The sequence below is a fragment of the Aestuariivirga sp. genome, from assembly GCF_046093005.1.
Classification (GTDB): Bacteria; Pseudomonadota; Alphaproteobacteria; order Rhizobiales; family Aestuariivirgaceae; genus Aestuariivirga.
The window spans coordinates 1-19691 of the sequence record NZ_JBJTER010000054.1; the positions used below are offsets into that span (position 1 = coordinate 1).

A 19691-nucleotide genomic window follows, 5' to 3' on the forward strand; every position below is an offset into this window, starting at 1 on the left:
GCGGGGTTGCGCGGATCATCCTCGGGGATGCCGGCTTCGACCTTGCCCACCATGTCGCCGCCCACATCCGCGCCCTTGGTGAAGATGCCGCCGCCAAGGCGCGCGAAGATCGAGATCAGCGAGGCGCCGAAGGACAGCGCCACCAGCGCGTCGATCACCGTACGGCTGGTCGGATCGAAGCCGAGCGAGTCCTTGAGGAAGCCGAAATAAAGGGTGACGCCGAGCAGGCCCAGCCCGGCCACCAGAAGGCCGGTCACCGCGCCCGCCTTGAAGGCGAGGTCAAGGCCGCCCGCCAGCGACTTGGTGGCCGCCTGCGCAACCCGCACATTGGCCCTGACCGAAACATTCATGCCGATGAAGCCTGCCACACCCGACAGGATGGCACCGATGGCAAAGCCGATCGCCGACCATACCCCGAGCAGGATCCACGCCAGAATGAAGATCACGACGCCGACGACGCTGATGGTCAGGTACTGGCGGTTGAGATAGGCCTGGGCGCCTTCGCGCACGGCAGCCGAGATTTCCTGCATACGGGCCGTCCCGGCATCGGCAGCCATGAGGCTGCGAGTCGTGACGATTCCGTAGACGATGGAGAGCGCCCCCGCGAGGACGATCAGCCAGAGTGCAGTGGTCATGATAAACCCTTGTGTTTGCTCAATGTTTCTCCGAGGCCCCAGAAGACGGAAACATGCTTCCCTTACCCCTGCCCCGGACGGTGACGGCGGTATGCCAAATCGAAGCCCGGAGCGCAACCGTCAGAACGACCCTTGAAGCCTTTCCACCGCCACGGCCGCGCCATGAAAGCGGCGGCTTGCCGGGCTCCAAAGGGGCGCGGGAGCGAAAGGACCCAGAACCCCATGAGGCGGTGGATTGCAACCTTCCTGATGCTGATGGCCGTGGCGGCCGGCGCGGTGGCGCTCAAGCCCGGCGCGGAGGCCATCCGGCTTCTGGCAGGCCCGCGCGATGAGGCGGCGGTGGCCGACTATGCCCTGTCGCGCCAGAGGCCGGCGGATTACCGGGCGGCCATCGTCGCGGCCCTCGCGGTTGATGACGAAGACCTTGCGGCAAGCCTCGCCGCATTGGCCGAGGCGCGCGGGGTGGCGCTTCCCGAAACGCTCAGAGCCAGGGTCGCGGCGGCGGAAGCCGCGGCGTTCGACCGGCTGGGTGCCGATGCCTGGAACGGCTTTCTCACCGGCGATGCGTCCAGCGAAGCCGCCCTCGCCGGCGCGGTGGCGGGGGACCTGACCGGGCTCGGCGATGTGCGCGATCTCTACCGCGAGGCCGGGCGTTTCGTATCGGGCGAAGCGGTGGACCCGCTGCTGGCGGGGCTTGCGGCAATCGGGCTCGGCGCCAGCGTGGCGACCTATGCCACCGCCGGCACGGCGCTGCCCGCCCGCGCCGGGCTCAGCATGCTGAAGGCCGCGAAACGGGCAGGAAAACTCTCGCCCGGGCTTGCCCGCGAATTGACCGCGCGCGCCGCCGATGCGCTGGACAAACGCGCCATCAAGAGCCTCGCCTCTTCGCTGGAAGGCATTGGAACCGACATAGCTACCATTGGCAGCAAGGCCGGATACCGGGCGACGCTCACGGCGCTTGCCACCGCGCAATCCGCCAAGGACCTGTCGGTGATGGCCAGGCTCTCGGCGCGTTTTGGCAAAGCGACGCGTGGCGTGCTGGCGCTGACCGGCGGGGCGCTTGCGGTGGCCAGCGTGATGACCTCGGCCACCATATGGGCGGTCTCGCTGCTGACATGGCTGGCGGCCGCCGGCCTCGCGGTGACCCGCCTCGCCTGGCGTCTGGGACGCTGGCTCGGCTCTCAGCCCGCCGCGGAGCGCGCCCGCCGCGACAGCGACAGCCAGACCAGCATGGCCAGCGCCAGCGCGACCATGGGGAACATGGCGTAGATCACGCCCTGCCAGCCGAACCAGGCGAGCAGCTTGCCGGCGCTCAGCGAGGCGAGCGCCGTGGTGACGAACACCAGAAGATCGTTAAGCCCCTGCGCCTTGTTCTTTTCCTCGGGCCTGTAGGTTTCGGTGAGCATGGTCGTGGCGCCGATGAAGCTCAGATTCCAGCCGAGGCCCAGCAGGATCATGATCACGGCAAAATCGCCAAAGGTGACGCCCAGCAGGCCAGCTACGCCGCCGCCGATCATCAGCGCCATGCCGCAAGCGGCGATGCGCTGCGCTCCCCACCGGGCGATCAGATTGCCCGTGAAGAAGCTGGGCAGGAACATGGCCAGCGCATGCCATTGAATGACCCAGCTCGAATCCGCCACCGAGAAACCGCAGCCAAGCATGGCGACTGGCGTCGCCGTCATCACCAGCACCATAATGCCATAGGCCAGCGTGCCGGTAAGCGCCGCCACCATGTAGCGCGTCTGCCGGGCAATGACCCACAAAGGACGCCCGCTCGGTGCATCATGTTTTTCGTTCAGCGGAATATCAACGGCAAACAGGATCAATGAGCCGCCAAGCGCCAGCAGCGTCATCAGCGCCCAGGTGCCGGCAAAGGTAACGGGCGCCAGCAGATCGACGGTGCCCATCACCATGAGCGTGCCGACCAGCGCCGCCACGATGCCGCCCGTCATCACCCAGGATATGGCCTTGGGCCGGAACTCCGGGCTTGCCGTGTCGGCGGCCGCGAAGCGGTAGTAGGAGGCGGACGCCTGATAGACGCCCATCAGGAAACACGCCGCCAGAAAAAGCTCGAAACTGCGGTCATAGATCGCCACGACGCCGATTGCACCGCCCGCTGCGCCGAGCAAAGAGCCCAGAACGAAGCCGCTGCGCCGGCCGGTCCGCCGCATTAACATGGACATGGGATAGGTGGTGATCGCCGACCCGACGATGGCCATCGATACGGGCAAAGTGGCCCAGGCGGTGCTTGGCGCAAACTGCGAGCCGACCAGCCCCGCGGTGACGACAAGGGCGGTGTAGGCCGCGCCATAGAAAGCTTGTGCCAGCGCCAGGATCACCGCATTGCGGCGCGCCTTACCGTCATCGAATGGGATCGCCTCCGCGGTCATGCCGAGAATTCGTCCGGCCGCGTCTGGCGCGCCAGGCTGTTCAGCACGCCGTTCACGAAACGCGGCTCCTCCGGCCCGAAAAAGGCATCCGCCACATCGACATATTCGCTGATCGCGGCGCGCGCGGGCACCTGCGGCATGAACATCAGTTCGAAGGCGCCAGCCCGCAGGATGGCGCGCACCGTGGAATCGAGGCGGTGCAGCGGCCAGGCCTTGTCGAGCAGGCGGTCGACCGCGGGGTCGATCGCGGGCTGCTCGCGCACCACGCCGTCGACGACCTCGCGCAAATGGCGGTAGTCGGCCTCGCCGCACTGGCCGTTCTCGAAATCCTCGCCCATGGCCCGGGATGAGAACTGGGCCAGCGTCTCGCCGACATCGGAGCCGGAAATATCCATCTGGTAGAGCGCCTGCACGGCGCCGAGCCGCGCCGCGGTGCGGCGGGATTGCGGCAACGCCTCTGGCGCCTTGGCCGTCACGGCGCGGGTTTCGCGTCGAGGCCAGCCGCCTTGCGGCGCATCAGCCGTGACAGGCGGATCATGGCGAGTGCGGTTTCGGCTGCTCCGCCGCCCTTGTCCATGTCGTCGGTCTTGGCGCGCGCCCAGGCCTGCGCCTCGTTCTCACAGGTGAGGATGCCGTTGCCGATGCACAGGCCCTCGAGGGTCAGGTCCATGAGGCCACGCGCGCTTTCATTGGCGACGATGTCGTAGTGAGAGGTCTCGCCGCGCAGCACGCAACCCAGCGCCACATAGCCGTGATAGAGACCGGTCTCATGCGCCATGGCGATGGCGCCTGGAAGTTCCAGCGCGCCAGGCACCGCCAGCCGCTCCCATGTCGCGCCGGCGCGTTCCGCGGCGGCGATGGCGCCCCGGCACAGCTCGTCGCAGATATCGCCGTAGAAACGCGCCTCGACGATCAGCAGATTGGCCCGCGTCGGCGTGATGGCGGCCTCGGTCTTCTCGGTCTTCATGTCGGACGGTACTCCGTGAGCCGCGCCACATAGCGCGCCAGCATGTCGATTTCAATGTTCACGGGCTGGCCCGCAACCATCGCGCCCCAGGTGGTAACCGCCTGGGTGTGCGGAATGATGTTGACGCCGAAGAGATCGCCCTCGACCTCGTTGACGGTGAGTGACGTGCCGTCGACCGCAACCGAGCCCTTGGGCGCGATGAAGCGCGCCAGGGCTCCCGCCACGCGGATGCGGAAACGCTTCGAGTCTCCCTCCGGCGTGATCGACAGGATTTCGCCCAGGCCTTCGACATGGCCCGACACGATGTGCCCGCCCAGCTCATCGCCGATCTTCAGGGCGCGCTCGAGATTGACCCGGGTTCCCGTGCCCCAGCTTCCGAGCGTGGTCTTGGACAGCGTCTCCGCCGAGGCCTCGATGGCGAACCAGCCAGCGCCCTTCTCGATCACCGTGAGGCAGCAGCCGTTGCAGGCGATGGAAGCGCCGATGTCCACCGTCGCCAGATCATAGGCGGTGGCGATCTCGAAACGCGTATCGCCCGCCCTGGCGACGGCGCGCACGGTGCCGATGTCGGTGATGATGCCGGTGAACATGAAACCCTCTACGAGCGCGTGTCATAAACGGTGAGCAGGTCGTCCCCAAGCTTTTCCTGCGCCAGCGCCGCGAATGGCTGCAATGCCAGAGCGAGCGGCAGGCCGGCCAGCGCGTCAACCGCCGCAGGTCCCAGCGCCAGCGGCGCGCGAATGAGATAGACGACATCGGCGAGCCCCGCTTCGAGGAACCCGCGCGCCACCCGCGCGCCGCCCTCGACCATCAGCCGGTTGATGCCGCGGCTGCCAAGGCCCGCGAGCACATCCGCAAGCGCTCCGCCCAGCACCTCGGCGCCCCGCCAGGCGAGCCGCGATCCCGGCGGCAGCTGGCCGCCCCGGCTCAGCACGAAAGGCCGGGGCGAGCGGTGTTCAAGGCCGGGAAGCCGGCAGGTGAGCGCCGGGTCATCGGCCAGCACAGTGCCCATGCCGACCATGATCGCGTCGCACTGGGCGCGCAGCAGGTGAACCCGCGCCCAGGCCTCCGGCCCGGAGATGGCGGTGCGCCCGCCCCCAGGCGCTGCGATCTTGCCATCGGCGGACAGCGCAAGCTTGAGCACGACCTGCGGACGCTTGCGGGTGATGCGGCTCAGGAAGCCCGCCATGTCGCGCCTGGCTTCCGCCGCCATCAGGCCGGTTTCGACGGCCACCCCGGCGCGGCGCAGCATGGCGTGGCCGCCGCCGGACACCCGCGGGTCGGGGTCTTCGATGGCCGTCACCACCCGGGCGATACCGGCTTCCGCCAGCGCCGTGGCGCAAGGCCCGGTCCGGCCGTGATGAGCACAGGGTTCCAGCGTCACATAGGCGGTGGCCCCGCGGGCGGCCGCACCCGCCATGGTGAGCGCTTCGGTTTCGGCATGCGGCCTCCCGCCGGGCTTTGTCCAGCCGGCACCGACGAGCCGTCCGTCCTTGACGATCACGCAGCCGACATTGGGGTTTTCGGCGGTGGTTCCGAGCGCCCGGCGGCCGAGCCGCAGGGCCTGGTCCATCCAGCGGGCGTCGTCAGTTGTCACCGGTCTCGCCGTTGTCGTCCTCGCCGGAAAGCTCGCCCAGAAGCTCTTCGAAATCCTTGGCTTCGCGGAAGTTCTTGTAGACGGACGCGAACCGCACATAGGCCACGTCATCAAGCATCTTGAGGGCTTCCATGACCAGTTTGCCCACGGTCTCGGACTTGATCTCGCTCTCGCCCAGGCTCTCGAGGCGGCGGACGATGCCGGAGACCATGCGTTCCACGCGTTCCGGGTCGACCGGGCGCTTGCGCAGCGCAACCTGAATGGAGCGCATCAGCTTGTCACGGTCGAAGGGCACCCGCTTGCCGGTTTTCTTGACCACCATCAGCTCACGCAGCTGCACGCGCTCGAACGTGGTGAATCGGCCCGAGCAATCAGGGCAATAGCGGCGGCGGCGGATGGCGGTGCCGTCCTCGGTGGGACGGCTGTCCTTCACCTGGGTTTCTTCATTTGAGCAGAACGGGCAGCGCAAGCGATGGGCACTCGAATGATGGCGAGGCCCCTCTCTTGGGCGAGAGGCCGGGTGGGGTCAAGGGGGTCCGGCCCCCTGCCCCAGCCCCGCCTCAGTAGATCGGGAAGCGCGCCGTCAGCTTCTTGACCTTGGCAGCCACTGCCTTTTCCACCTTGGCATTGCCCTGCTCGTCATTCTTCGCAAGGCCGTCCAGCACCTCGTTGATCAGCGCCCCTACCTCGCGGAACTCGGCGGCGCCGAAACCGCGCGTGGTCCCGGCCGGGGTGCCGAGCCGGATGCCGGAGGTGATGGTAAAGGGGGCCGGATCGAACGGAATGCCGTTCTTGTTGCAGGTGATATAGGCGCGGCCGAGGGACTGTTCGGCGGCCTTGCCGGTCACCCCCTTCTTGCGCAGGTCGACGAGCGTCAGATGCGTATCGGTGCCGCCGGACACGAGGTCCGAACCGCCGTCCATCATCGCCTGGGCCAGCACCCTGGCGTTGTCCACCACGGATTTCGCATATTTCCTGAAGGCGGGCTTCAGCGCCTCGCCGAACGCCACCGCCTTGGCGGCGATCACATGCTCGAGCGGGCCGCCCTGCAGGCCGGGGAACACGGCCGAATTGAACTTCTTGCCGAGATCCTCATTGCGGCTGAGGATGAGGCCGCCGCGGGGGCCGCGCAGCGTCTTGTGGGTGGTGGTGGTCACCACATCCGCATGATCGAGCGGGTTCGGGTGCACGCCGCCCGCGACGAGGCCAGCGAAATGCGCCATGTCGACCATGAGCAACGCTCCCACCGAATCGGCGATCTGGCGGAAGCGCTTGAAATCGATGATGCGCGGATAGGCGGAGCCGCCGGCGATGATCAGCTTCGGCTTCACGGCCAGCGCCTGTTCCGCGAGCTTGCCATAGTCGATCAGGTGATTGTCCTCGCGCACCTTATAGGGCGCGACCTTGAACCACTTGCCGGACTGGTTGACCGGCGAGCCGTGCGTCAGATGGCCGCCGCAGGCCAGGTCGAGGCCCATGTAGGTATCGCCGGGCTGCAGCAGCGCGAAAAACACCGCCTGGTTGGCGGTGGCGCCGGAATGCGGCTGCACATTGGCGAAAGCGCAATTGAAGAGCTGCTTGGCGCGGTCGATGGCCAGTTGCTCCGACACGTCGACATACTGGCAGCCGCCGTAGTAGCGCCGGCCCGGATAGCCCTCGGCATATTTGTTGGTCATCACCGAGCCCTGGGCCTCCAGCACGGCGCGGGAGACGATGTTCTCGGAGGCGATCAGCTCGATTTCATGCTGCTGGCGGCCCAGTTCGGCGGCAATCGCCTTGGCGATCTTCGGGTCGGATTTGGCCAGCGCATCCTTGAAGAAGCCGGGGAATAACGGCTTTCTCGCCTTGGCGGCGGGTTTCTTCTTCGCAGCCTTGCGGGCGGGCCTGATGATGGCTTCGGCGGTTCTCTTGAGCATGAATCTGTATCCCCTTGGCAAACAGGACCATTACGATGCGGGGGCCATCGCAGATTGCCGGGCCGAGGTCCAGATGCATCTTTGGTAACCCCGCCCGCCGTGACGCGCGGGGCTGCGGCCTAGTTGGCGGCGGCGGTCTTGGCCGTAGCCGGCGGCTTCTTGGCCGCGGCCGGGGCCGGGCAGCCGGCGGGCAGCTTGCCATCCTTGCCGGGCTTGCAGTCGGCCGGCGCCTTCTTGGCGGTGGCGGTGGCGCTGGGTTTCTTCTGCGCCTGGGCCGTCGCCGTGGCGGGTTTCTTGGCCGCAACCTTGGCCTTGTCATCCGCCTTCTTCTTGGCGGCGAGCTTCGCCTTTTCGTCCGCCTTCTTCTTTGCCGCCGCGGCCTTGGCTTTTTCGTCAGCCTTCTTCTTGGCGGCAAGCTTCGCCTTCTCGTCAGCCTTCTTCTTGGCGGCGGCGGCTTCTTCCTTCTTTTTCTTGGCGGCCAGCTGATCGGCCTTCTTCTTGGCCGCCAGCTCATCCGCCTTTTTCTTGCGCGCGGCCAGTTCCTCGGCCTTCTTCTTGGCCTCGGCTTCCTTCTGCTTTCGCTTGAGTTCGGCTTCCTGTTTCGCCTTCAGGCCGGATACGTCCATCAGGCTGTCGCCGCCTTTGCGCATCTGGCCAGGCATCAAAACGTCGTTCTTGTCGTTACGGCGGAACAGGGAGGCAAAGCCCAGCCCATCATCGGTATCGATGTCTTCCTGCAGACGCGGCAATGGCTTCAGAACGTAACGCTTCCCGTCCAGCTTCTCGCCCACTGGCAGCGGCTGGCCGGTCACGAAACCGGTGCCATCGAGATCATAAACGTCGCCGCGGAAGGCAACCACGCCACCATTAGCGGGCCAGGCGGTGAGATAAGCCACCCGCAGCTCGGGCGCATCGGCGATTTCGACATCGAGGCGCTCCTTGCTTTCCGCAAGGGCCGCGATGCGGGCTGGATCGATGCCGTCCTGGCCGCGCAGCACCCAGTCGATGAACACCGCGACCTGGTCGACGCGCACGCAGCCCGAAGAATAAAAGCGGTTACCGGTCTTGAACAGATGCGGCTCCGGCGTGTCGTGGAGATAAATGCCGAAGGGGCTGGTGAATTCAATCTTCGCCGTCGCCATGGCATTGGTGCCGCCCGGCTCCTGGCGGAAATGATAATCATCCACCCGCACCTTGCGCCAGTTGACAGAGTCAGGATCGATCTCCGGCCCGCCGACGCCTTCGAACACCTTCATGTTCATCTCAGCCATGATCTTGGAGGGGCCCTTCGACATCATGCGCGGCAGGATGTCTTTTTCGACGATTGAGGCCGGCGCGTTCCAGTAGGGATTGAAGCGGATCACGGTCAGCGGCGTCATCGCCACCGGGGTGGGGCGCGACGGCCGGCCGACGATGGCGTTGTGGATGGAATAGACCTTGCCGTCGCTCACGGTCTCGATCTGCTGGGCCGGCACGTTGACCACGGCATAGCGGCTGCCCAGACCCTTCGAATACTCCGCCAGACGCGGCAGGTTCGCCTGGATGGTTGCGAAGCGGGCCGCCGCGGAGACATTGAGCGCCGCCTGGGTGGGCGCGTCGATCACGCCGGACACCTTGAGGCCGTGATTGCCCTGGAAGCGCTTGACCGCATCTTCGGTGGCGCTGGTGAAGAGTTCCGCGAATTCGCCCTGCGTGGCTTCGGCCTGCAGGTAGCCTTCGATGAACAGGCGCTGGTTCAGCGCCGCCACGGGCTTGCCCTTGGACCCTTTCTTGAGCTTGCCGCGGTTCACCTGCGGCCAGCCGCCATCGGCGACGATCCTGGCGTATTTGTCGGCCATCGCCTGCATGCTGGCGGCGCTGTCGGGCGTGATAAAGGGCGCGATGCTGCCGTCATTGACGATCCGGCTCTCGGTGGTGGATGCCACGCCTGACCCGGCGTTCTTGGCGGCGTTGGCGGCGTTGGACCCGGGAGACGCCACGTCATCCTTCTTCCGCTTCATTTGCGAGAAGATCGAGTTCTCCTGTTCCGCCAGCGCCGGCGCGGGATATGCCACGGCAACGGCCAGCAACCCGAACAGGACCAGTGCCCCTACCCGCCCGACAGAACCTGAGAACGCCAACGCCCAAACTTTCATCAAGAACCTCACTGCCCCTACAATAACAAAACAGGCCACAAGCCCGTCACCGGCTTTTCCCATAACAGTTGCGCGCAGACTCGTCAAAAACCGGCCTCGCCGGAGCCGTGATTGGCCCGGCAATTGCGGCGAGAATGAGATGCGGAAAAGGTTCGGGACCGTATTGCGGCATTTCTGCCACAACACGGTCCCTCGGGCCGCTTGCAGGGCGGAAGGCGGAAAGGCGGCTAGAGCCGGTACAGAATCTGGTCGGTCCAGTAGCGCTCGAGCCGGCCAAGCGACTTGTTGATCTGGTCGAGTTCATTGGCGCCGAGGCCCGCGACCTGTTCCACCGCCAGCATCTGGCGGTCGTAGAGCGCGTCGACGCGGGCGCGGATGGCCTTGCCCTTGTCGGTGAGCCGGATGCGCACCGAGCGGCGGTCGGTGGAAGAGCGTTCGTGGTGGACATACCCCGCCTCCACCAGCCGCTTCAGATTGTAGGAGACGTTGGAGCCCTGATAGTGGCCGCGGCTCTTCAGTTCGCCGGCGGTCAGTTCGGCATCGGCGATATTGTAGAGCAGCAGCGCCTGCACCGGATTGACCTCGGGTTCGCCATGGCGCTCGAAATCATCCTTAATGACTTCCAGCAGGCGCCGGTGCAGCCTTTCGATCAGGTTCAAGGCATCGAGATACTTCAATTTGACTGGGTTGCAATCCACCGCCTCGGCTTCCGCCGAAAGACGCAACATCCCCGTTGGCTCAATCTGCATGACGACCTCAAGATTACCCTGGGTCTGGCTTCTTCCGGACCAGTCCCCATGACGCGCGAGACTAGGGTTCGCGGCTTAAGGGGCGCTCAACGAGATCAGTAAACATCTTCTTAGAATTACAAAGTGTTGGATGAACGCGCGTTAGGCTTTATAGATTCCTCCTCGGCAGCCTGCCGGTGCGGCGCCGGTTGCGGAGGCGCGCCAAGTCTTGTTAGACAATGGCCATGACCAAGCCAACCGATGCCAGCCCCGCATTTCCCGCCATCCGCATGCGCCGCAACCGCCGCACCCCATGGTCGCGCGCCATGGTGCGGGAGAACACGTTGACCCCCCATGACCTGATCTGGCCGGTATTCGTGATTCCGGGCAGCAACCGGACCGAGGAGGTTCCCTCGATGCCAGGCGTCATCCGCTACTCGGTCGATCTTCTGGTCGATAAGGTTAAGGAAGCGGCGGACCTCGGCATTCCCGCGGTGGCGCTGTTTCCCAACACGCCGCCGGAACTTCGCACCGCCGATGCCCGCGAGGCGTTCAACGCCGGCAATCTGGTGTGCCAGGCGGTGCGGGCCATCAAGAAGGCGGTGCCCGGCATCGGCGTCATGTGCGATGTGGCACTCGACCCCTATACGAGCCACGGCCATGACGGCCTGATGGAGGGCGACGACATTCTCAATGACGCCACGCTCGAAGCGCTGGTGAAGCAAAGCCTGGTGCAAGCCGATGCCGGCTGCGACATCATCGCGCCCTCGGACATGATGGACGGGCGCATCGGCCGCATTCGCGCGGCGCTCGAAGAGCGCAAGCTGCAGCATGTGCAGATCATGTCCTACAGCGCCAAATACGCGAGCGGCTTTTATGGCCCGTTCCGCGATGCCGTGGGCTCGTCGGGCACGCTGAAGGGCGACAAGCGCACCTATCAGATGGACCCCGCCAACAGCGACGAGGCGATCCGCGAGGTGGCCCTGGATATCGCCGAGGGCGCCGACATGGTGATGGTGAAGCCGGGGCTTCCCTATCTCGACATCGTGCGCCGCGTGAAGGAGCATTTCGCGGTCCCGACCTTCGCCTATCAGGTGTCGGGCGAATACGCGATGATCATGGCCGCCTGCCGCAACGGCTGGCTCGACCCCGCGAAGGTGGTGCCGGAAGCGCTCATGGCCTTCAAGCGCGCCGGGGCGGACGGCGTTCTCACCTATTTCGCCGTGGAGGTCGCGAGAACCCTCAGGTCCTGAGGCTATTTCGCACGGTCGAGGTTCTGGAACCGGGCGATCAGCGAGGACGTGTCCCAGCGGCCGCCGCCCAGCTTCTGCACCTCGGCGTAGAACTGATCGACCAGTGCCGTCACCGGCAGCGGCGCGCCGTTGCGGCGCGATTCATCGAGGCATATCCCAAGGTCCTTGCGCATCCAGTCAGCGGCAAAGCCGAAGTCGAACTTGCCCTGGATCATGGTCTTGTGCCGGTTTTCCATTTGCCACGAGCCGGCGGCACCCTTGGAGATCACCTCGACCACGGCCTCCATGTCGAGCCCTGCCTTCATGCCGAAATTGACCGCCTCCGCCAGCCCCTGCACAAGCCCGGCGATGGCGATCTGGTTCACCATCTTGGCAAGCTGGCCCGACCCCGGCGGCCCCAGCAGCTTCCGCATGCGCGAGAAATACGCGATCAGCGGTTCGGCCCTGGCATAGTCTTCGGGAGTGCCGCCGCACATCACCGTCAGCACGCCGTTCTCAGCGCCCGCCTGGCCGCCGGAGACCGGGGCATCGACGAAGCCGAGACCCCGGGCGGCGGCTGTGGCATGAAGCTCGCGCGCCACGGTCGCCGAGGCGGTGGTGTGATCGACGAACACCGCGCCGCGCTTCATGGCGTGGAACGCTCCGTCGTCGCCGATGGTGACCTGGCGAAGGTCGTCGTCATTGCCCACACAGGCGAACACGAAATCCGCGTCTTCCGCCGCTGCCGCGGGCGTTGCGGCTGCCCTGCCCTTGAAAGTCCCGGCCCATGTTTCGGCCTTGGCCGCGGTCCGGTTGTAGACAGTCACATCAACTCCACCGCGGGTTACAAGATGGCCAGCCATCGGGAACCCCATTACACCCAGTCCGATCCATGCTGCCCGCATCCCACTGTTTCCTCTGGAAAACGCTATGTCCTAGGCGATCAGCCTTCCGGAATCAATTGACGGGCGGGAGTAAGCCTTGCATGACCCGCCAGCCATGGCATTATTGTATCCGGCATCGCCTATTCGGAGCGGACTGACGTGAGTATCGAGCGGCGGAACTTCCCGCAGTTCTTCATTACGGCGCCTTCGCCCTGCCCGTACCTGCAGGGACGGGTTGAACGCAAGGTGTTCACGCATCTGGTGGGCCATGATGCGCGGAGCCTCAACACCCAGCTGAGCCAGGGCGGCTTCCGGCGCAGCCAGAACATTGCCTACCGCCCGGCCTGCGACGGTTGCGCCGCCTGCGTCTCGGTGCGGGTTCCGGTCAATACCTTCGCGCTCACCGGCAGTTTCCGGCGCACCCTCAAGGCCAGCGCCGACATCGATTCCACGGTGGTAAAGAGCGAGGCCACCTCGGAACACTATTCCCTGTTCCGCAGCTACATAGACCAGCGCCACAGCGATGGCGGCATGGCCGACATGTCGGTTCTGGATTTCTCGGCGATGATCGATGACAATTTCGTCGACAGCCGGCTGGTTGAATACCGCGTTCGCAGCGATGGCAACCGGCTGGCCGGCGCGGTGCTGATCGACATCCTGGGCGACGGCATCTCGATGATCTACAGTTTCTATGATCCGGAAGAGCGCCGCCGCAGCCTGGGCACCTACATGATCCTCGACAACATCGCGCGGGTGCGCCGGCTCGGTCTGCCGTTTCTTTACCTTGGCTACTGGGTTCGGGGATCGCGCAAGATGGACTACAAGGCGCGCTTTCTGCCACAGGAGCGCCTGACCGCCGATGGCTGGGTTCTCCATAAAGAAACCAGAAGTTGAAAACATAGTAAGTCTGATAGATTGACGTAACGAACGGTCTCAGCTTCTGTGCGGCGGTCATGAGCCCTTACCGCCGAAGCTGATATGTCAGCAGCAGAACTGCCGTCGGACAGGCAAGTGCGCGTGGCCTTCGCGGTCACCGCGCTTGGCGGCTTGCTGTTCACCCTAGACCTGCCCTTGCTTCGATTGTCCATGGCAGATCAGTGGACCATGGTGTTTGTCCGCGGCCTGCTGCTGTTCGCAACCATCACGGCTGGCTGGATGATGATGCGGGCGCAGGGCGACAGGACGCCCTATGTGGCGGGCCTGGCTGGCATTGCCGTCGCGTTTTTCAGCACCATCGGAAACATGTCCTATATCGGCGCGGTGGCACACACCGATGCCGCCAACGTCGTTTTCCTGATCGCCTTGACGCCGCTGATCGCGGCGGCCATGTCGCGTGTCCTGCTGGGCGAACGCGTCCACGGCTACACATGGGCGGCAACCAGCGCCGCTTTTCTCGGCGCCGCAATCATCGCCTCGACCAGCATTTATGCCGGTAACTGGGCCGGCGACGGCATGGCGCTGCTCTCGGCCTTCTGTTCCGCCTCCATCCTCACCATCATCCGCGCCACCGGGAAAAAGGTGACGACCAGCCTCGCGCTCGGCAGCCTTTCCGCCGCTCTGGTTGCTGTGTTCTTTTTCGAGGTGTCGCTCCAGCAGATGTGGAATGCCGGCGCCCTGGGAATGCCGGCGCTGTTCTGGCTGGGGCTGAACGGGCTGGTGACTATGCCGCTGGCGACCGCGCTTCTGGCGCGCGGCCCGAGGGTGCTGCCGTCAGCCGATGTCGGCATGTTTTTCATGCTTGAGACACTGCTGACCCCCGTCTGGATCTGGCTGTTGTTTGGCGAAGTCCCTTCCGCCCGGGTGGTGCTTGGCGGCACCGTGGTGATTGTGGCGGTATTCGCCCACAGCTGGTGGCGGCTTATGGTGAGCCAGGGCCAGAACTGAAAAGCAGAAGGCGAAACGTAATCGTGAAAATCACCTATAAATTGAGTTGACGTTACGTTCAAATTTAGAGAAAATTAACGTTGTCGTTGAACTATTGGAACCGGGGATCTTGAGAACTCATCTGATGCCCTGGTCGGACAGGGGGGCCAAACCATGTATGCGTTGACAGTTGGGCTACAGGGCGTACAACCTCTAGGCGCTGATACAGGGCTGGCCGATCCACTGCGAACTGTCACGGCCATCGCCAACCTGATTGAGGACGGGCGGGGACTTGGCTTGGATTTCCGGATCTCAACCGATTTCAGCGAACTCGTTCGCGAGCGGCAGCGGCTGCGCGGTACCGATGTTTCGCCCATGTTCGATCCGCAAGCGTGTCGCAGCCTGAGCGAGCGCGGGTTCTGGATGGCGGTCAACGACCGGGACGGCAAGACCGTGGGCCTCCAGGCCTTTCGCCTCGATGACGCCGACCCCAACCTCGCTGAGTGGGTGCTGGGCTGGATGATGGGGCTTTACGCGAAGCGGCGCGAAATGATCGTGCCGCGCGCCGTGATGCCGCCGGAACACTCGCTTTCGCACCTGATCCGCGGACGCATTGTCTACCACGGAGAGTTGTGGATCGACAAACACGCCAAGGGCTGTTTCCCGGTGTTTCCGCGGCTCGGCATGATGCTGGCCATGGTGAAGTGGCAGCCGGAGGCGATCTGGGCGCTGACCGGCCAGTCAATGGCCACCCGCGGCCACATGGTGCGCATGGGCTACGGCCATCTCGAGCAGAGCTTCCTGACCTGGGAGTGGGAGCCGGACGGGGCCGAACAGGCCGAGTGGGTGGGTATCGCGCTGCGCCGGCATCTTGAATTCTCGATCGCCGAAATGGCCACTACAGAGGCGAAATATCAACCTTCGCCAGTGCCGTAACCACGCGGACCGCACGCCTGTTGCGCTCCTGGCGCAGCGGCAGCACCACCCGCTGGTATGGCACCCAAACGACCTCGCCGCGGGTTGAGGCCATCGCCGCATAGATGTGGTCATAACGTGGCTCGCCGGTGCGGAAGACTTCCGGATAGGCGCGGCTCACGGCCTGGTCGTAGGAATGCCCGGAAAGACAGGGATAGCAGACCGGGTTAAGCCCCCACAGCTTGGCGATGGTTGATTGCGCGCCGATTCTGGCCACCCGGAATTTCTGCGATTTGGGATCAAACGCGCAATCGATTGAGCAGTCCTCACTGACGTTTATGTCCTTCAGTGCCTTCTGCAACAGCGGCGGTACATCGCCCCGCGCCTTGCCCGCTTTCTGGATATAGACGGTTTGCGAGAGGTGAACATCGCTCTTGGCGATCAGCTGGCGGATGCGGTCAGCGGCCGTCCAGCACTGCTCATGGCGTTCGTTGAACCAGCCCGCCGAATAATACTGGAGCTGGAATGGCCCTCTCAGCTCCGACAGCCACTCCGCCGTCAGATAGAGTGAAGACCAGTTGGACGAAAACATGCTCCAGCGTACCGTGGCGCCATCGCTGCCCTCCACGATCTTGACCAGCCCCCGCCGCTGCAACAGGTCCCGCTCGCCTGCCGCCGCCTCCAGGTCAGGCGCTTCCGGCAGAAAACGTCCATTGCCAATCCAGTGGATTTTTTCCGTCATGTACTCTTGGTCCGGATGAAGTAGTTTGCGGCCCTAACCGACAAAGCTTACGCGAGGGAATAATAATGCAACCTTAACGGCAGTTCATGGCGCAAGTTCAGGCGGCGGCAGCCGCCCCACCACCCGCAATGCTCCGTTTTCGGACCGCAGAATGATGCCCTCGCCCGGCCGGGGGGCGATGCCGGTAAGCGCGGCGATGTTGACCTGATGGGTCACCACGACCAGTACGCCCGGCCCCTGCCAGCGACGAAGAATAGCCCGCGCGGCCGCGGTTTGCGCCGGTTCCGCCGCCCGGTTGCCGAAGAAGGAATTGAAAGCGGGCTGCTCCGAGACACGGCCAGGAAAGGCAAGCTCGGCGGTGTCGCGGGTGCGGCACCATTGCGAGGTCAACACCATCCCCGCTTCGATGCCATGGCGGCGGAATGCCGCGCCGATGGCTTTGGCTTCGGCCCTGCCCCGCCCGTCGAGGTTCCGCTGCGTGGCGCAGTTATCGAGGTCGAACGCCGGCGGATCGCCGGTGCCCGGGGCATTGGCATGGCGGAACAACACAATCGCTCCAGGTTCCTGCAGCGTTCGCCAGAGGCCGTCCGCCGCCAGCGCCGGCCACGGCCAACACAACAGCAGACACAGCAGGACGCGGCGGATCATCCAAACTTGTTCCGCAGCGGGAAACCCTTGGGCGGCATCCGTCCGGCCTGGGCGCGCTCGCCGATCCACTCCTTGAGGTCGGTGACCGAGAAGTTGCGGCCCGAGGAATCGGTCCAGGTCAGGCCTTCCCTGAGGTTGAAGGCCTTGGCATCGCTGAGCCCGCCATCCTTGTAGCGCTGCAGCCGGACGCCCTTGCCGCGCGCCATCTCCGGCACCTCGTCGAGGCGGAAGATGAGGAGCTTGCGGTTCTCGCCGATCGCCGCGACGTGGCTTGCTGCTTCCGGCACCGCCGTACAGACCGCCGCCTCCGCCGGGGTGTTGACGTTGAGCACCTGTTTTCCCTTGCGGGTGGTGGCGAGGCAGTCGTCCTCCGGCACGATGAAACCATCGCCGTCGGTCGAGGCCACGAGGCGGCGTGTGCCCGGCGCATGCACGAACAGCGCGACGATCGAATCCGCGGCATCGAGATCGCACAGCAGCCGCACCGGTTCGCCATGGCCGCGCCCGCCCGGCAGCTTGCCGACATCGAGGGTGAAAAACTTGCCGGACGAGGAGAACAGCAGCACCCGGTCAGCCGACATGGCGTGGAAAGCGTACTGGCCGCGGTCGCCGTCCTTGTAGGCAAGGCTTGAGAAATCCTCGAGATGGCCCTTCATCACCCGGATCCAGCCCTTCTCGGAGCACACCACGGTGACCGGCTCCTTCTCGATCATCGCCTGCTCGAAATCGGGATCGATCTCGGGAGCCTCGGCGAAATCGGTGCGGCGGCGGCCGAGCGGCGTCTTCTTGGAATAGCTCTCCTTCACGGCCTTGATCTCGGCGGCGATCTTCGCCCATTGCTCGTCGCCGGACTTGAGCAGCGCCTTCAGCGCCTTCTGTTCCCTGGACAGCGCCTGATGCTCGCCGCGGATCTGCATTTCCTCGAGCTTGCGCAGCGCCCGCAAACGCATGTTGAGGATGGCTTCGGCCTGGTTGTCGGTCAGAGAGAAACGCTTGATCAGCGCCGGCTTCGGCTCCTCCTCCTCGCGGATGATGCGGATCACCTCGTCGAGGTTGAGATAGGCGGCGAGATAGCCCTCGAGGATTTCCAGCCGCCGCGCGATCTCGGCCAGCCGGAAATTGGAACGGCGGACCAGCACTTCCTTGCGGTGATCGAGCCATTCGCGCAGCACCTGGGCGAGGCTCATCACCTTCGGAACCTTGCCGCCGCTCAGCACATTCATGTTGAGCGGGATGCGGGACTCGAGCTCTGTGTTGCGGAACAGCTGTTCCATCATCAGGGTCGGGTCCACCGTGCGGCTCTTGGGCTCCAGCACGATGCGGATGTCCTCGGCCGATTCATCGCGCACGTCGCCGAGCAGCGGCAGCTTCTTGGCCAGCAGCAGCTCGGCGATCTTCTCGATCAGCCGGCTCTTCTGCACGAGATAGGGGATTTCGGTGACCACCACCTGCCACATGCCGCGCGGCAGCTCTTCCTGGTGCCAGCGGGCGCGCACCCGGAAGCCGCCACGCCCGGTCTTGTAGGCATCGATGATCGATGCGCGGCCGTCGATGACGATGCCGCCGGTCGGGAAATCCGGCCCCTGGACGAGCTGGAGCAGCTTCTCGTTGCTGGCGTTGGGCGACTTGATGAGATGCAGCGCCGCGTCACAGAGCTCAGCCGCATTGTGCGGCGGGATGGAGGTGGCCATGCCCACCGCGATGCCCGAGGAGCCGTTGGCGAGCAGGTTGGGGAATGCGCCGGGCAGCACCACCGGCTCCTGCAGCGAGCCGTCGTAGTTGGGGCGGAAATCGACGGTCTCCTCGTCGAGGCCTTCGAGGAGGAGCTTGGCCACATCGGTCATGCGGGCTTCGGTGTAGCGGTAGGCGGCGGCGGAATCGCCATCGACATTGCCGAAATTGCCCTGGCCGTCGACCAGCGGGTAGCGCGAGGAGAAATCCTGGGCGAGGCGCACCAGCGCGTCATAGATCGACTGATCGCCATGCGGGTGATAGCCGCCCATCACGTCGCCCACGATCTTGGCGGATTTCTTGAAGGCGGCGGTGGGGTCGAGCCGCAACAGCTGCATCACATGCAGCAGCCGCCGGTGCACCGGCTTCAGCCCGTCGCGCACATCGGGAAGTGCCCGGTGCATGATGGTGGACAGCGCATAGGCGAGGTAACGCTCCTCGAGCGCGTCCTTCAGGTCGATCTTCTCGATCTCATTGGGGCCTTGCGGCGGCGAAACATGCTTGCTCATGATTCGCCGCTTATAGCACGGCCGGAGGCAGACCGGTCGGTTGAGGCTGCCCCCTTCCCAAGCCCCTGACTTCGCGCTTAAAGCCAAGGAAACAAAAGGACTTGGCGTGACCCCCTGCAAGGCCATTCTGATCGCCGCGCCGGCCTCCGGCAGCGGCAAGACGCTGGTGACGCTCGCCCTGCTGCGGGCCTTCCGCAATGCCGGGTTGCGGGTGGCGTCCGCCAAGGCAGGGCCTGACTACATTGACCCCCGCTTCCACGAGGCCGCCACCGGCCGGCCCTGCTATAATCTCGACCCCTGGGCCATGCCGCCCGCCCGGCTGCGGGGGCTGCTGGCCGCGCTTGCCCGGGATGCCGATCTGGTCATCGTTGAGGGCGTCATGGGCCTGTTCGACGGCCCGGCGGGCGGCGGCGGATCCACCGCCGATCTGGCGCTCGCCCTGGGCCTGCCGGTGGTTCTGACGGTCGATTGCCGCCACCAGGCGCAATCGGCCGCGGCGCTGGTCCATGGCTTCGCCAGCTACCGGCCTGACATCGATCTGGCCGGCGTCATCCTCAACCGCGTGGCCAGCCCGCGGCACGCAGCCCTGCTATCCGGCGCGCTGGGAAACCAGGTGACCGGCATGATCATGAACGACCCCGGCCTCAACTTGCCATCACGGCATTTGGGACTCGTCCAGGCCACCGAGAACCCCGAGCTTGAAAGCTTCATCGCCAAGGCTGCGGCGAAGCTCGGCGACGCTGCCCTGCTGGCCCGCATCCGCGAACTGGCAGCCCCCGTCACGCCCGCCCCCTTGAGC

The 19691-nt window shown here is 65.2% G+C and carries 20 protein-coding genes; 6 read left to right on the top strand and 14 right to left on the bottom strand.

Features of this window, described 5'->3' with window-relative positions; all coding sequences use genetic code 11:
• Positions 1–635, bottom strand: a 635-nt coding sequence (locus ACKOED_RS04245; RefSeq protein WP_408915331.1) for a sodium/proton-translocating pyrophosphatase, incomplete at its 3' end; no start/stop codon positions are given.
• Between the two features lie 222 nt (positions 636–857).
• Between ACKOED_RS04245 and ACKOED_RS04250 the strand changes: the two genes are divergently transcribed.
• Positions 858–1904 carry a hypothetical protein gene (locus ACKOED_RS04250; protein ID WP_408915332.1) on the top strand — a complete coding sequence of 349 codons (1047 nt, stop codon included), beginning with the start codon at positions 858–860 and terminating at the stop codon, positions 1902–1904.
• Here ACKOED_RS04250 and ACKOED_RS04255 read toward each other — a convergent pair.
• The 9 genes from ACKOED_RS04255 to ldtR form a co-directional block, all read right to left on the bottom strand.
• Complete coding sequence (locus tag ACKOED_RS04255; RefSeq protein WP_408915333.1) at positions 1817–3025, bottom strand: MFS transporter; 1209 nt, start codon at positions 3023–3025, stop codon at positions 1817–1819. The two genes, ACKOED_RS04250 and ACKOED_RS04255, sit on opposite strands and share 88 nt — an antisense overlap.
• The gene (gene nusB / locus ACKOED_RS04260; protein WP_408915334.1) at positions 3022–3501 is read right to left on the bottom strand and encodes a transcription antitermination factor NusB; all 480 of its coding nucleotides are present in this window, start codon (positions 3499–3501) and stop codon (positions 3022–3024) included. The genes ACKOED_RS04255 and nusB overlap by 4 nt, the downstream gene beginning before the upstream one ends.
• Positions 3498–3992 (bottom strand): 6,7-dimethyl-8-ribityllumazine synthase, encoded by a 495-nt coding sequence (gene ribH, locus ACKOED_RS04265; RefSeq protein ID WP_408915335.1) that lies wholly within the window; start codon positions 3990–3992, stop codon positions 3498–3500. Before ribH ends, nusB begins: the two co-directional genes overlap by 4 nt.
• On the bottom strand, positions 3989–4582 hold the full coding sequence (locus tag ACKOED_RS04270; protein ID WP_408915336.1) for a riboflavin synthase: 594 nt from the start codon (positions 4580–4582) through the stop codon (positions 3989–3991). The genes ribH and ACKOED_RS04270 overlap by 4 nt, the downstream gene beginning before the upstream one ends.
• Positions 4583–4590: 8 nt before the next feature.
• Positions 4591–5589, bottom strand: a complete 999-nt coding sequence (gene ribD / locus ACKOED_RS04275) for a bifunctional diaminohydroxyphosphoribosylaminopyrimidine deaminase/5-amino-6-(5-phosphoribosylamino)uracil reductase RibD (RefSeq protein WP_408915337.1) — start codon at positions 5587–5589, stop codon at positions 4591–4593.
• A complete protein-coding gene (gene nrdR, locus ACKOED_RS04280; protein ID WP_408915338.1) occupies positions 5579–6058 on the bottom strand; it encodes a transcriptional regulator NrdR in 480 nt (159 codons plus the stop codon). The genes ribD and nrdR overlap by 11 nt, the downstream gene beginning before the upstream one ends.
• A gap of 91 nt (positions 6059–6149) precedes the next feature.
• A complete protein-coding gene (gene glyA, locus ACKOED_RS04285; protein ID WP_408915339.1) occupies positions 6150–7505 on the bottom strand; it encodes a serine hydroxymethyltransferase in 1356 nt (451 codons plus the stop codon).
• 119 nt (positions 7506–7624) lie between these two features.
• Complete coding sequence (locus ACKOED_RS04290) at positions 7625–9559, bottom strand: L,D-transpeptidase family protein (protein ID WP_408915340.1); 1935 nt, start codon at positions 9557–9559, stop codon at positions 7625–7627.
• Between the two features lie 308 nt (positions 9560–9867).
• The gene (gene ldtR / locus ACKOED_RS04295; protein WP_408915350.1) at positions 9868–10368 is read right to left on the bottom strand and encodes a transcriptional regulator LdtR; all 501 of its coding nucleotides are present in this window, start codon (positions 10366–10368) and stop codon (positions 9868–9870) included.
• 245 nt (positions 10369–10613) lie between these two features.
• On the opposite strand from ldtR, the gene hemB reads away from it, so the two are divergent.
• Complete coding sequence (gene hemB / locus ACKOED_RS04300; protein WP_408915341.1) at positions 10614–11621, top strand: porphobilinogen synthase; 1008 nt, start codon at positions 10614–10616, stop codon at positions 11619–11621.
• Positions 11622–11623: 2 nt separating this feature from the next.
• On the opposite strand, the gene ACKOED_RS04305 is transcribed toward hemB, so the two are convergent.
• Positions 11624–12505, bottom strand: coding sequence for an NAD(P)-dependent oxidoreductase (locus tag ACKOED_RS04305; protein WP_408915342.1), 882 nt, complete (start codon positions 12503–12505; stop codon positions 11624–11626).
• 138 nt (positions 12506–12643) lie between these two features.
• Here ACKOED_RS04305 and ACKOED_RS04310 point away from each other — a divergent pair, with 138 nt between their 5' ends.
• The 3 genes from ACKOED_RS04310 to ACKOED_RS04320 all read left to right on the top strand — a co-directional run bounded on the left by ACKOED_RS04310 (position 12644) and on the right by ACKOED_RS04320 (position 15283).
• On the top strand, positions 12644–13378 hold the full coding sequence (locus ACKOED_RS04310) for an arginyltransferase (protein ID WP_408915343.1): 735 nt from the start codon (positions 12644–12646) through the stop codon (positions 13376–13378).
• A gap of 84 nt (positions 13379–13462) precedes the next feature.
• The gene (locus ACKOED_RS04315) at positions 13463–14368 is read left to right on the top strand and encodes a DMT family transporter (RefSeq protein WP_408915344.1); all 906 of its coding nucleotides are present in this window, start codon (positions 13463–13465) and stop codon (positions 14366–14368) included.
• A 276-nt stretch (positions 14369–14644) separates the two neighbouring features.
• Complete coding sequence (locus tag ACKOED_RS04320) at positions 14645–15283, top strand: hypothetical protein (RefSeq protein ID WP_408915345.1); 639 nt, start codon at positions 14645–14647, stop codon at positions 15281–15283.
• Here the strand turns inward: ACKOED_RS04320 and ACKOED_RS04325 are convergent.
• From ACKOED_RS04325 to parC, 3 genes are all read right to left on the bottom strand, one after another.
• Positions 15246–16004 carry a hypothetical protein gene (locus ACKOED_RS04325; RefSeq protein ID WP_408915346.1) on the bottom strand — a complete coding sequence of 253 codons (759 nt, stop codon included), beginning with the start codon at positions 16002–16004 and terminating at the stop codon, positions 15246–15248. The two genes, ACKOED_RS04320 and ACKOED_RS04325, sit on opposite strands and share 38 nt — an antisense overlap.
• Positions 16005–16088: 84 nt before the next feature.
• The gene (locus ACKOED_RS04330) at positions 16089–16652 is read right to left on the bottom strand and encodes a histidine phosphatase family protein (RefSeq protein WP_408915347.1); all 564 of its coding nucleotides are present in this window, start codon (positions 16650–16652) and stop codon (positions 16089–16091) included.
• Positions 16649–18892 carry a DNA topoisomerase IV subunit A gene (gene parC / locus ACKOED_RS04335; protein WP_408915348.1) on the bottom strand — a complete coding sequence of 748 codons (2244 nt, stop codon included), beginning with the start codon at positions 18890–18892 and terminating at the stop codon, positions 16649–16651. The genes ACKOED_RS04330 and parC overlap by 4 nt, the downstream gene beginning before the upstream one ends.
• 106 nt (positions 18893–18998) lie before the next feature.
• Here parC and ACKOED_RS04340 point away from each other — a divergent pair.
• Positions 18999–19691: cobyrinate a,c-diamide synthase (locus ACKOED_RS04340; RefSeq protein ID WP_408915349.1), on the top strand; the 693-nt coding region annotated here is incomplete at its 3' end.

Coding starts and splice junctions, on each gene's coding strand:
- ACKOED_RS04330 (WP_408915347.1), bottom strand. CDS start 16,652: ATGATCCGCCGCGTCCTGCTGTGTCTGCTGTTGTGTTGGCCGTGGCCG.
- ACKOED_RS04315 (WP_408915344.1), top strand. CDS start 13,463: ATGTCAGCAGCAGAACTGCCGTCGGACAGGCAAGTGCGCGTGGCCTTC.
- ACKOED_RS04270 (WP_408915336.1), bottom strand. CDS start 4,582: ATGTTCACCGGCATCATCACCGACATCGGCACCGTGCGCGCCGTCGCC.
- parC (WP_408915348.1), bottom strand. CDS start 18,892: ATGAGCAAGCATGTTTCGCCGCCGCAAGGCCCCAATGAGATCGAGAAG.
- ldtR (WP_408915350.1), bottom strand. CDS start 10,368: ATGTTGCGTCTTTCGGCGGAAGCCGAGGCGGTGGATTGCAACCCAGTC.
- ACKOED_RS04325 (WP_408915346.1), bottom strand. CDS start 16,004: ATGACGGAAAAAATCCACTGGATTGGCAATGGACGTTTTCTGCCGGAA.
- hemB (WP_408915341.1), top strand. CDS start 10,614: ATGACCAAGCCAACCGATGCCAGCCCCGCATTTCCCGCCATCCGCATG.
- glyA (WP_408915339.1), bottom strand. CDS start 7,505: ATGCTCAAGAGAACCGCCGAAGCCATCATCAGGCCCGCCCGCAAGGCT.
- ribH (WP_408915335.1), bottom strand. CDS start 3,992: ATGAAGACCGAGAAGACCGAGGCCGCCATCACGCCGACGCGGGCCAAT.
- ACKOED_RS04255 (WP_408915333.1), bottom strand. CDS start 3,025: ATGACCGCGGAGGCGATCCCATTCGATGACGGTAAGGCGCGCCGCAAT.
- ACKOED_RS04305 (WP_408915342.1), bottom strand. CDS start 12,505: ATGCGGGCAGCATGGATCGGACTGGGTGTAATGGGGTTCCCGATGGCT.
- ACKOED_RS04250 (WP_408915332.1), top strand. CDS start 858: ATGAGGCGGTGGATTGCAACCTTCCTGATGCTGATGGCCGTGGCGGCC.